10 protein-coding genes and 1 pseudogene are annotated in these 11,658 nt (G+C 66.0%); 5 read left to right on the top strand and 6 right to left on the bottom strand.

Annotated features, from left to right (window positions below):
• Window positions 1–37: 37 nt before the first annotated feature.
• Both VML93_RS30195 and VML93_RS30190 read right to left on the bottom strand, forming a co-directional pair.
• On the bottom strand, window positions 38–2,398 hold the full coding sequence (locus VML93_RS30195) for a glycoside hydrolase family 65 protein (protein WP_325616191.1): 2,361 nt from the start codon (window positions 2,396–2,398) through the stop codon (window positions 38–40).
• A complete protein-coding gene (locus tag VML93_RS30190; RefSeq protein ID WP_325616189.1) occupies window positions 2,395–3,162 on the bottom strand; it encodes a beta-phosphoglucomutase family hydrolase in 768 nt (255 codons plus the stop codon). Before VML93_RS30190 ends, VML93_RS30195 begins: the two co-directional genes overlap by 4 nt.
• 371 nt (window positions 3,163–3,533) lie before the next feature.
• Between VML93_RS30190 and VML93_RS30185 the strand changes: the two genes are divergently transcribed.
• On the top strand, window positions 3,534–4,379 hold the full coding sequence (locus VML93_RS30185) for a PPE domain-containing protein (RefSeq protein ID WP_325616187.1): 846 nt from the start codon (window positions 3,534–3,536) through the stop codon (window positions 4,377–4,379).
• 37 nt (window positions 4,380–4,416) lie between these two features.
• Window positions 4,417–5,667 (top strand): PPE family protein, encoded by a 1,251-nt coding sequence (locus tag VML93_RS30180; protein WP_325616185.1) that lies wholly within the window; start codon window positions 4,417–4,419, stop codon window positions 5,665–5,667.
• 119 nt (window positions 5,668–5,786) lie between these two features.
• Here VML93_RS30180 and VML93_RS38755 read toward each other — a convergent pair whose 3' ends face one another.
• Window positions 5,787–5,978: a hypothetical protein gene (locus tag VML93_RS38755; RefSeq protein ID WP_414686490.1), complete on the bottom strand. Its 192-nt coding sequence runs from the start codon at window positions 5,976–5,978 to the stop codon at window positions 5,787–5,789.
• A gap of 270 nt (window positions 5,979–6,248) precedes the next feature.
• Here VML93_RS38755 and VML93_RS30170 point away from each other — a divergent pair.
• Both VML93_RS30170 and guaA read left to right on the top strand, forming a co-directional pair.
• A pseudogene (locus VML93_RS30170) lies at window positions 6,249–6,801 on the top strand (MMPL family transporter); the annotation flags it as partial.
• A gap of 174 nt (window positions 6,802–6,975) precedes the next feature.
• Entirely contained in the window at window positions 6,976–8,571 is a 1,596-nt protein-coding gene (gene guaA, locus VML93_RS30165; protein ID WP_325616180.1) for a glutamine-hydrolyzing GMP synthase, read from the top strand.
• Window position 8,572: 1 nt separating this feature from the next.
• Here the strand turns inward: guaA and VML93_RS30160 are convergent, their stop codons facing one another.
• The 3 genes from VML93_RS30160 to VML93_RS30150 are packed head-to-tail and all read right to left on the bottom strand — an operon-like array spanning window position 8,573 to window position 11,090.
• Window positions 8,573–9,379, bottom strand: coding sequence for a class I SAM-dependent methyltransferase (locus tag VML93_RS30160; RefSeq protein ID WP_325616179.1), 807 nt, complete (start codon window positions 9,377–9,379; stop codon window positions 8,573–8,575).
• Window positions 9,376–9,543: a hypothetical protein gene (locus tag VML93_RS30155; RefSeq protein ID WP_325616177.1), complete on the bottom strand. Its 168-nt coding sequence runs from the start codon at window positions 9,541–9,543 to the stop codon at window positions 9,376–9,378. Before VML93_RS30155 ends, VML93_RS30160 begins: the two co-directional genes overlap by 4 nt.
• Window positions 9,540–11,090 carry an MFS transporter gene (locus VML93_RS30150; RefSeq protein WP_325616175.1) on the bottom strand — a complete coding sequence of 517 codons (1,551 nt, stop codon included), beginning with the start codon at window positions 11,088–11,090 and terminating at the stop codon, window positions 9,540–9,542. Before VML93_RS30150 ends, VML93_RS30155 begins: the two co-directional genes overlap by 4 nt.
• A 78-nt stretch (window positions 11,091–11,168) precedes the next feature.
• Here VML93_RS30150 and VML93_RS30145 point away from each other — a divergent pair.
• The coding region (locus VML93_RS30145; protein ID WP_325616174.1) for a helix-turn-helix domain-containing protein at window positions 11,169–11,658 on the top strand (490 nt) is incomplete at its 3' end.

The following is an 11,658-nucleotide window of genomic DNA, read 5'->3' as shown; positions in this document are numbered from 1 at the left end:
AAACCTGGCCCTGGTGACCGCCTGACGCGACGCGTTGTCATCCGATCACGCCACGGCGATGTACCGGTGCGCGGCCAGGCGGCTGCGGCGGTGGCGGCAGTAGCGGCTTGCGCTTGCGCACCGCGATGGTCGTCGGCGAATTCGTGTCCAGCGTGATTTCTTCGCCGGCGTGCCGGATGGTCAGATCGCTGCCCGGCCCGTCCCGCAGGGTGTAGGTCACGTCGGAGTGGTCGACGTCGACGGTCAGCCGGAATTCGCGCCACCGCAGCCGGAAGCACAGCCGCGAAATGCCTTCGGGCAGATGGGGATCGATGGACAGGATGCCCTCGTCGTCGCGCAGCCCGCCGAAGCCGTTGACCAGCGCCATCCAGGCGCCGGCAAGGGAGGCCATATGCAGCCCGTCGCGGGTGTTCTGGTGCAGATCGCGAAGGTCGATCAGCGCGGCCTCATAGGCATAGTCATGGGCCAGCTCCAAATGCCCGACCTCTGCGCACATCACGGCCTGACTGCACGCCGACAGCGACGAGTCGCGCACCATGCGCCGCTCGTAATAGTCGACGTTGCGCGCTTTCTGCTCCGGCGTGAATGCGTGGCTCTGCCACTGCATCGCCAGCACCAGGTCGGCCTGCTTGATCACCTGTGCGGGGTAGAGCCGCACGTAGGCCTCGTGCAAGAGCAGCGGGTAGGTGGTGTTGGCCTCGAAATCCCACTCCGCAAAGGTGGTGAAGCCTTCGCACTGCTGATGCACACCCAGCTCTTCGTCGTAGGGAATGTTGACGGCGGCGGCCGCGTCCCGCCAGGCGGCCATTTCCTCGGTCGTGACACCCATCCCCGCTGCTTCATCGGGATCGCGACCACACGCGTCGGCCGCGGTAATGAGGTTGTGGGCCGCCATCAAGTTCGTGAAAACGTTGTCGCGGACGATCGCCGTATATTCGTCGGGTCCGGTGACCCCGTCGAGGTGCCAGACGCCATGGCGGTCATGGTGCCCGATCGACATCCACAAGCGGGCCGTCTCGATCAGCACCTTCAGGCCGCACTCCTTCTCCAGCGAGTGGTCGCCGGTCACGATGCGGTAGCGGTCGAAAGCCATTGCGATGTCGGCGTTGATGTGCCAGGCCGCGGTGCCGGCCGGCCAGTACGCCGAGCATTCCTGCCCACGGATGGTGCGCCAGGGAAAGGCCGCGCCGTCGAGGCCCAATTCGGCTGCCCGCTCCTTGGCCATGTTCAGCGTCGCCGCCCGCCACCGCAGCGCGTCGGCGACCGCATGCGGGACCGTGTAGGTGAGCACCGGCAGCACGAAACCTTCGGTGTCCCAAAACGCGTGGCCGTCATAGCCGGTTCCGGTGAGCCCCTTGCTGGGGATCGCGCGGCGCTCGGCACGCACGCTTGCCTGCAGCAGGTGGAACAGCCCGAACCGCACCGCCTGCTGGCTTTCCGGGTCCCCTTCGACCTCGACGTCGGCGTTCTCCCAGAACTCGTCGAGGTATTCCCGTTGCGAGTCCAGCAGTCCCTGCCACCCGCTGTAGCGGGCGCCGTGCAGCGCGGCGGAGGCCTGGTCGCGCAGCGCGGGGCGGGAACGCATACTCGACCAGCCGTAGCCCAGGTATTTGACGACGCGCAGCTTCTGTCCGGCCCGCAGCCCGCAGATCACCGTCGTCCGGGCCAGATCGGCACGCGCGTCGGTGGTGATCTCGACCCGCCCCGGAACGTCGACCTCGTGGTCCATCGCGGCGGCCATCATCAGCGCGCTGGCCCGGGTGCGGTGCATGAGAAGTGCGCCGCAGTCCGTGTTTTCGTGGGCGACGGCCTCAAGCGGGTTGTCCAGGATGGCCGACACCCGCGGGTCGTCCGAGGTCTCCGGCTGGTCCTCATTGGTGACGAGTTCGGATTGCACGGTCACGCGGGCGAATTCGTTGAGCGCCTCGACCACGTACTCGATGGCCGCCACGCTGCGGTGCACCAGCGACACCAGCCGGGTGGACGTGACTTTGACTTCCTTGCCGGTGGGCGTGCGCCAGTGGGCACGACGGGTGAGCGTTCCCGTGCGCAGGTCGAGGACCCGTTCGTGGTCGATCAGTTTGCCGTAGCGGACGTCGAACGGCTCGTCGTCGACCATGAGCCGGATGATCTTGCCGTTGGTGACGTCGACGACGGTCTGGCCCGCCTCCGGGTAGCCGTATCCGGCTTCGGCGTACGGCAGCGGTCGAATTTCATAGAACGAATTCAAATAGGTGCCCGGCAGACCGTAGGGCTCACCTTCGTCGAGGTTGCCGCGTAATCCGATGTGTCCGTTGGACAAGGCGAACAACGACTCCGACTGGGCCAGCAGTTTCAGATTGAGCCGGGTCTCGCGGACCTGCCACGGCTCGACGGGGAAGGCTTCCTCGGAGATCATGAGTTCTCCTCGTCGTCGTGACCCAGCAATTCCGCGAGATCGGTCACGACAACGTCGGCGCCGTTGCGGCGCAAATCCTCGGCCTGGCCCACTCGATCGACACCCACCACGAACCCGAAGTTACCGTCCCGGCCGGCCTGCACGCCGGACAACGCGTCCTCGAACACGGCCGCGGTGTCGGGGGAGACGTCGAGCAACTGTGCTCCGCGCAGGTAGGAGTCGGGGGCCGGCTTGCCCGCGATGTGTTCTTCGCGCAGCGTGACGCCATCCACCCGCTGCTGGACGAACCGGTCCAGGCCGGTGATCTCGAGCACGTCTCGGGTGTTGGCGCTCGACGACACCACCGCGATGCCCAGACCCGCGGCCGACACAGCCTCGAGATAGCGCCGCGACCCGGCGAATACTTCGACGCCGTCCGTTTCCAGGACCTTCTGAAACCTGTCGTTCTTGCGGTTGCCCAGACCGTAAACCGTTTCCGCGTCACCGTGGTCGTCGGGACTGCCGTCGGGCAGTTGGATGCCCCGGCTGGCCAGAAACGATCGGACCCCGTCTTCGCGCTTCTTCCCGTCCACGTATTTTCGGTAATCCGCGGCCGGATCGAATGGGACGAACTTGTCTCCGGTGCGCTCGGCGCGCTGAGAAAGGTAGTCGTCGAACATCGCCTTCCATGCCTTGGTATGCACACTCGCGGTGTCGGTGAGCACACCGTCGAGATCGAACAGGCAGGCACGTACTTTCTCCGGTAGGCCCAGCGCAGAACTCACGGAAGCACCTCACTTTCTGAATTTGTTGGGCGACAACAGTCCACCATGCATTTTCGACCTAGATTACGACCACCGCACACACCGCATTAGTGAGACGGCCGTACACAACTGAAAGTCCTTGGCGCCGATGCGGAGTCGCTCCCCTCTTCCTCAGAAAAAAAATATCGCATTCTGCTTACGTAAGTCCTCGGAGAGTCATAAAGTCACTGCCATCGAGCAAGTCGCGACTCACAAGGTGGTGGTCGGGTGTTGTGGATATGTGCTCGCGACTTGATTGCGGCGACGGCGCCTCTCGGGCTGGCACTGTCATCGCGGCTGCCGTTGGGCAGCGGTGTTGATCTAGGCAAAGCCGGCTATGAGGGACACCTTTGATGAATTTCCAATTGTTGCCGCCGGCGATCACGTCCTTGCAGATGTATACCGGCGCGGGTTCGGTGCCGATGCTGGCTGCCGCGGCGAGCTGGGAAGGGCTGTGGGGTGAGCTGGGTTCGGCGGCGGAGTCGTTTTCGTCGCTGACTTCGGGCCTGCCCTGGCAGCAGGTGCTTCCGGCCGCGAAATCGCCCGGCGGGCTCGCCGGAGTCATCAGCCAGATACAGGCCAATAACCAGGCACAGATCGGCAACCTGAGTTCGATGAACTCGCGCCAGATCAGTGCCGCGGTAGATGTCACCAAGACGAACCTGGCGGCGGCGGGTGCTGCAGCGCTCAAGGGTGACGTTGTCACGGCCGGCAAGGATGTCGTTGACGCCGGACTAGTCGACGCCGGGACGGCGGTACGGCTCGGCGGCATAAATGCGCTGGCTCCGCTGAACATCGCTGGGCAGGACCTTGATATCGCCGGCGGCGGCGCCGGCCTCCTGCAGATGACCCCGACCGCGCCGAGCGCCCAAGTGGCGCCGTTGCTTTCCGGTGGGACCGGTACCACCCTGCAGCAGTTGCTGCAGTACGACCAGGCCCGGGTGCAAAGCGTCGCAAACCTCAACAGCGCCCAGGTGGCTGCCACGCAACAGTTGGCCCAGGCCGATTTGGCGTCGGCGCTGAAAGCCGGCAGCGCGGGTAATTTCGTCGCGGCCGCCACGTATGGGGAGGACGCGGCCCTCATCAACGCCGGCACGGGGATGCAGGTAACGGCTCGAAGCCTTCAGCTCGTTCCCGGGCTAATCGGCATCGACCTTCAGGCCCTCGGAGGTGCCGGCCCGATCAAAAGCACGTTCTAGTCCGCACGACAGCTGAACAAAGAAAGGAACGGTTCTGATGAGTTACCCATTGTCACCGCCTGAGATCACGTCCTTGCAGATGTATACCGGTCCCGGTTCAGGGCCGATGTTGGCTGCCGCGTCGAGCTGGCAAGGGTTGGCCAGCGAGCTGGGTTCGGCGGCGGCGTCGTTTTCGTCGGTGACCGGAGGCCTGGCGTGGCAGGGTGCGGCGGCACAGGCGATGACGTCGGTGGCCACCAAGTACGTTCAGTGGCTGGGTGCGGCGGCGACGCAGGCCGGTGGCGCGGCGTCGCAGGCCAACGCGACGGCCGGGATTTTTGAGGCGGCGAAGGCGGCGGTCACGCATCCGGCGGCGGTCGCGATCAACCGCCAGCAGTTGGTCCAGCTGGTCAAGACCAACCTGTTCGGCTTCAACTGCCCGTTGATCGCGGAGGTCGAGGGTATCTACGAAGGCATGTGGGCGAAGAACGTCGGCGCGCTGGCGGGATATCACAGTGCTGCTTCGGCGGTGGCCGCCCAGCTGACGCCGTGGGCCCAGGCGCTGCAATCTCTCCCCGCGGCAGCACAGAGCGCGGGCGGAGCGATAGTGGCAAACACCAAGGCCAACGTGGCTGACGCATCAGCTGCTAACGCCTCCGATCTTGCTCGTGGGTCGGCTCTGAGCAGCCGCAAGATCACGCAGGCTAAGCAAGTGCTGACGGGTCAAGAACGCGAGGCGGCCGCTGTTTCCCCCGCGCAACGCGTTGTGCAGGCGGGGCGGTTGGTCGCTGAAGCGGGCGCCATCGACGCCGGGACCGGGGTGCGAGTGGCCACTCGAATGGCTGCGGTTGCTCCGCTATCCGCCGCACAGGCCGGTGACATCGTCGGTGGCGCCGGGCCGTTGAAGAGCATCGAATATGAGGAATTTGCCCGGGCGGCGGCGGTGAACCCGCTGCTGCAAACGGGCGATGGCCCCGGGCAGACGGCGAGCGCCTACAACCAGGCCCAGCTGGCCGACACGAGTAGGTTGGCCGCCTACCAGACGGCTACTACCAAGCAACTGACCGCACAGCACCTCGAGAATGCGCGCGCGGCGCTGAGCGGTAGGCAGGCGGAGGCCGCCGGCATTCCCTCGATGGATGGCCTGCGAACGGCCACCCGCGAGGTCGCTGAAGCTGCCGCGCTCAACGTTGGTACGGGGGCGCAGGTAGGCCTGGAAAAGGCTTTCCTTGCTCCGACCCTGCTGGGTGCGGATCTTGACATCCTCGGCGGCGGCGACGAACTCCTGTACCCGGAGGAGTACTACTGACCGCAGGGCTGAGACCCGCTAGGCGGTGGCGCGGCGCCCGCTAAATCCCAAAGCGGCTGCGCCGCGCCGCAATTCACCCGCTATGCTGTCGTTGCAGCCCGAGTGGGGGCCGCGCGCCGTCACACTTGCAGTGCGTTAATCCATTTTTCGAGGCGTCGGGCTTCGCGGGCCATGATCTCTGGCTGCGCCAAAGCCTTGGTGAGGACCGCGCTGCCCTCGTAAGCGATGACAAGTTCGACCGCCAGGTCGCGGGCGTCGCGGCGACCCACGGCGTGGAATTGCTGTGCGGCCCAGTCCAGCAGGGTTTGCATCAATGGAGCCGTCAGGGAAGGTGATTGACCCGGTTGGTTCGCGAGCTCGGCGCACAGGGTTCCCAACGGACAGCCGTGGTCGGCGACCGTGTCGCGCGCGTCGGCCAACAGGCCCACGAGCGCCTTGAGCCGGGCCTTGGGGCTGCCGTGCCGGCGCTGCAGGGCCGCGGTCGCGGATCGGATTTCTTCGGTGCGGGCTTCGATGACGGCGGCGACGATGTCGTCTTTGGTCTTGAAGTAGTAGTACACGTTGCCAAGTTCGATGCCGCACAGCAGAACGCGGCCGCGATGGGGCAAGCGTTCGACGCGGCCAGAAACGACGATTCCTTCTACCTGCCGCCGGAAGCGTTCGACAACCCCGACTTCAAACGTGGCCTGGCGATGTTCCTCTCGCCCGATGGCAAGGCCGCCCGCTTCATCATCACCCATGACGGGGATCCCGCGACCCGCAAGGCATTTCGCACGTCGACGCGATCAAGAAGGCCGCGCGCCATGCCGTCAAGGGACTCCGCTGGAAGAGGCCCGGATCTATCTGGGTGGCACGGCGGCGACGTACAAGGATATGAGTGACGCGGCCGAATACAATCTGCTGATCGCGGGAACCGCCGCGGCCAGCCTGATCTTCGTCATCATGCTGATCATCACCCGCAGTGCGATCGCGGCCCTGGTCATCATCGGCACCGTGATGCTGTCGTTGGGCACCTCATTCGGACTGTCGGTGCTGGTGTGGCAAGACATCCTCGGTATTCGGTTGCACTGGCTGGTCATAGCGATGGCCGTCATCGTCCTGCTGGCCGTGGGATCGGACTACACGCGTTACCTCGCTCGATGCGCCCAGGCGATTGTGCTGGACGCAACACGACGGCCACCGACCCAGCATGTCGGTCGAGTTCCATCTGCTCCCTGACATCGAAGGAACCGTCGGCACGCTGCTAACCCTGAGTCGATCGGTGGAAGCCCCATGAGCGTGTTCAACCCAGCTACTAAGCTGACTGCCGTGGCTGAACCTACTGACTCCGATGTGACCGGACCGGGTAGCCGACCGGTGTTGGTGGTCGACTTCGGGGCGCAGTATGCGCAGTTGATCGCGCGGCGGGTCCGGGAGGCGCGGGTGTTTTCCGAGGTCATCCCGCACACCACCTCCGCCGAGGAGATCAAGGCCCGCGATCCGCTGGCGGTAGTGCTCTCCGGCGGACCGGCCAGTGTCTACGCCGAGGGTGCCCCGCAACTCGATCCGGCACTGTTCGACCTCGGTCTGCCGGTGTTCGGGATCTGCTACGGGTTTCAGGCCATGGCGCAGGCGCTGGGCGGTACCGTCGCTCACACCGGCACCAGCGAATATGGCAGGACCGAGCTGAAAGTCCTTGGCGGCGAATTGCATTCGGACCTGCCCCGTGTTCAGCCGGTGTGGATGAGCCACGGCGACGCGGTCAGCGCCGCGCCGGACGGTTTCGACGTGGTGGCCAGCAGCGCGGGCGCCCCGGTGGCCGCTTTCGAGGCCCGTGACCGGCGCCTGGCCGGGGTGCAGTACCACCCGGAGGTGATGCACACCCCGCACGGGCAACAGGTGCTCAGCCGGTTCCTGCACGACTTCGCCGGGCTCGCCGCCGACTGGACGCCGGCCAACATCGCCAACGCGCTGATCGACCAGGTGCGCGAGCAGATCGGAGACGGCCATGCGATCTGCGGACTGTCCGGCGGCGTGGATTCGGCGGTCGCCGCCGCGCTGGTGCAGCGCGCCATCGGGGACCGGCTGACTTGTGTCTTCGTCGACCACGGACTGTTGCGCGAGGGTGAGCGGGCGCAGGTGGAACGCGATTTCGTCGCCGCCACCGGGGCCAATCTGGTCACCGTCGACGCCGCGCAGACCTTCATCGAGGCGCTGTCCAGCGTGACCAACCCCGAGGGCAAGCGCAAGATCATCGGCCGCCAGTTCATCCGCGCCTTCGAGGGTGCGGTGCGGGATATTTTGCACGACGGGGGCGCGGACAGCGGATCTGCCGTCGACTTTCTGGTCCAGGGGACGCTGTATCCGGATGTGGTGGAATCCGGCGGCGGCAGCGGCACCGCGAACATCAAGAGCCACCACAATGTCGGTGGACTGCCCGATGACCTGAAGTTCAAGCTCGTCGAGCCGCTGCGGCTGCTGTTCAAAGACGAGGTGCGCGCGGTCGGGCGCGAGCTGGGCCTGCCCGAGGAAATCGTTGCGCGCCAGCCATTTCCCGGACCCGGATTGGCCATCCGGATCGTCGGCGAGGTCACCGCTGGACGTTTGGAGACGTTGCGGCACGCCGACTCGATCGTGCGTGAGGAGCTGACGTCGGCAGGGCTGGACCACCAGATCTGGCAGTGCCCGGTGGTGCTGCTGGCCGATGTGCGCTCGGTCGGAGTGCAGGGCGACAACCGCACTTACGGGCACCCGATCGTGTTGCGGCCGGTGTCCAGTGAGGACGCCATGACCGCAGACTGGACCCGGATTCCCTACGAGGTGCTGGAGCGCATCTCGACCCGCATCACCAACGAGGTCGCCGAGGTGAACCGGGTGGTGCTGGATGTCACCAGCAAACCCCCCGGCACCATCGAGTGGGAGTAGTTCACTTTGCTCGTGCCACGCCTTGGATGACGCGCAGCCGCCCGTCCGCCAGCGCACCGGCGAGGTTCTCGGCCTTGCGGCTGAAGTCGGCGACAAAGGCGTGCAGTCCCAACGGGTTTGGCGGCTGGTTGAGCAGTGCTTGCATCACCGGGCCGGCCTGCTCGGTGAGATCGTTCCAGTGCTCGATCGCGAACCCGCTTGCCTCGATCACGGCCCGTAGTTCGCCGGGCGTAACCAGGTGGCTGCGGGTCGGCGCGTCGGCCCACGGCAGCGGATAGTCGAGCCGGCCGCCCTCGCCGATGGTGATATCCCACAGGCCAAGCCGGCCCGCGCCGGTCAGCACGCGGCGCGCTTCGGAGTAGAGGCGGGCTTTGTCGGCCACGTTCATCTGAACGTGCTGGCTGATCGCAACCGAAAAGGCGGCGTCGTCGAAGGGCAGTTCGGTGACGTCTGCTTGGCGAACCGATATCCGGTCGTCCAGCCCGACGAGGCCGTTGAGCCAGCGGTTGGTTTCGCAGTACTCGTCGGTGAGGTCGACGGCGGTCACCCGGCAGCCGTAGCGGTCGGCGACAAAGCGGGCGGTGCCGCCGATCCCGCTGCCCGCGTCGAGCACCTCGTCCTGGCTGCCGATCCCGAGCAGCTCGACGAGTTGGCCGGTGGCGATACGGCCCATGGTGTGGAAGTCCTCCAGCAGGCCGAGGTCTGCGGGCGCCAGACGGTCAATGTCCTTGCCGGCGTTGGTGAGAGCCCGCTCGATGTTGCTCTGCGATAGCCCGGTCGAGTACTGGGCCGCGATTGTGTCGTTCATGCGGCCACCGCGGTCTGCTCGCGTCGCCACGCCGCGGATTCGCCGGAAAGCGACCAGGTCTGCAGCATGGCCCTGGTCGGCACGCCCTTCTCGAGCAGTTGAGCGGTGACGGCGCTGCCGACCTTGCCCGTTGCTGCGGTAACCAATACGCGGTTGTTGGTCATCGGTTTTCCCCTTCCAGTTGATGTGCGGGTTCCCAGGCTGGCAGCAGCCAGCTGACGACGATCGCGGCGCCCAGTGCGATGCCCGCGCAGACCAGCGAGCCGACCTGTAAGCCGTCCAGGAAGGCGTGATCCACAGCGGCTTTGACACTGCCGGCCTGGCGGGCGGGCAACTGCCCGATTACGTTGTTCGCCACAGCCATTGAGCGGCGCATCGTGGAGCTGACACCGTCGGGCAATCCGGCCAGCGCTGACGCAGAGCCGAGACGTCCGGAGTACACCGAGGCGAAGACGCTGCCCACGATGGCGACTCCCAGGGTGCCGCCCAGCTCCCGCGTGGTGTCGTTGACGGCGGAGCCGATGCCGGCCTTGTCGGCCGACAGTGACCCCATGATCGCCTCGGTGGCCGGGGCCGTCGTCAGGCCCAGGCCGCCGCCGAGCAGCAGCATCTGCAACGCGATCTCGACGTAGTGCGTCGACGCATCGGCGGTAGAGGCCCATGCCAGACCCGCCGCGAACACCGCCAGTCCACCGGCGACGACGGCCGTGCTGCCGATTCGCTGCACCAGTCGGGGCCCCAGGATGCTGGCCACCGCGATTGACACCGCGACCGGCAGCAGTCGCACGCCGGACTGAAATGCGGTGTAGCCCTTGATGAACTGGAAATACTGGGTGATGACGAAGATGAACCCGAACAGCGTCAGGAAACCCGCGGTCACCGCGAGGCTGCCGCCGGAGAAGCGACGATTGAAGAACACCGTGATGTCCAGCATCGGATGGGTGCTGCGCCGCTCCCACGCCGCGAATGCGACGAGAACGACTGCGGCTGTGGCGAATCCGGTCGCGGCCCGGGTGCTGGTCCACCCCCAGGTGGGCGCCTCGATGACGGTATAGATCAGTGTGGTGATCCCGGCCGCGGACAGGATCAGGCCGGGCAGGTCGATGCCGGGCGCCGCCGGGTCGCGGGAGGTCGGTACGAATAGGATGCCGCCGACGATCGCCAGCACCGCGATCGGGATGTTCACCAGGAAAATGGCGCCCCACCAGAAGTGTTCGAGCAGCCAGCCACCACTGATCGGTCCGACCGCCACCCCGACACCGACCATGGCGGCCCACAGCCCGATTGCCTTGGCGCGAGCCACCGGGTCGGCGAAGATGTTGGTGATCAGTCCCAACGTGGTCGGGAAGATGACCGCGGCCCCCACTCCCATCGCCGCCCGAGCCGCGATCAGCGCATCGGCCGAATTCGCCTGTGCGGCAATGCCGGAGGTTATCGCGAACACCGCCAGCCCGGAATTGAGCCAGCCCCGCCTGCCGTAGCGGTCGCTCAGGCTGCCGGCCGATAGCAGTAGGCCGGACATGACCAGAGTGTAAGCGTCGACGATCCATTGCAGTTGCGAGGTGTCGGCGTTGAGGTGACGCGACAGTGTGGGCAATGCGACGTTGACGATGGTCGCGTCGACGCTGATGACGAAGACGCCGAGGCAGATGACGGCGAGCGCAGGGACGGGGCGATTTTGAAATATCGGAGACGGTGGAACGGTACCCATAGACAAGACCGTAAATCTATTAGACAAGATTTTCAAGCAGTAGGTGGAAAAAGATTTCTAGCGTGTTAGGCTGGCGTCGTGTCCACCCGCAGGAACTACAACCAGAACTGCCCCATCGCGCGCGGGCTGGACATCCTGGGTGAGCGATGGACACTGCTGATCCTGCGCGAGCTGGTCGGAGGGGCCCGCCGCTACAGTGACCTGCGTGCCGAGTTGCCCGGCATCGCAACGAATCTGCTCGCAGTGCGGCTCAAAGAGCTCCAGGACGACGGGATCGTCGAGCGTACCGACTTACCGGCTCCGATCGGACGTACCGTCTACACCCTCAGCGATGCCGGCTGGCAGCGGGTGCTGCCCGTCCTGCAGAGCGTCGCGTGGTTCGGCCTGGACCGGCTCGAGCCGGTCGACGGTGGTCCGATATCGCCGCTGAACGGGTTCCTGGCCGGAATCCTGCTGGCGTTCGACCCGGTCAAGGCCGCCGGTCTGGATGCAACGTACCGGGTAGAGATCGATGACCGCCGATTCGAGTTCGCGGTGCTCCAGAGCCGGCTCGCGGGTGCTCGCGGCG

Origin of the sequence: Mycobacterium sp., assembly GCF_035499775.1 — a bacterium.
In the GTDB taxonomy this organism is placed as follows: domain Bacteria; phylum Actinomycetota; class Actinomycetes; order Mycobacteriales; family Mycobacteriaceae; genus Mycobacterium.
The sequence above is the reverse complement of the archived record's forward strand: the minus strand, read 5'-3'. Positions and strand labels throughout refer to the sequence as shown.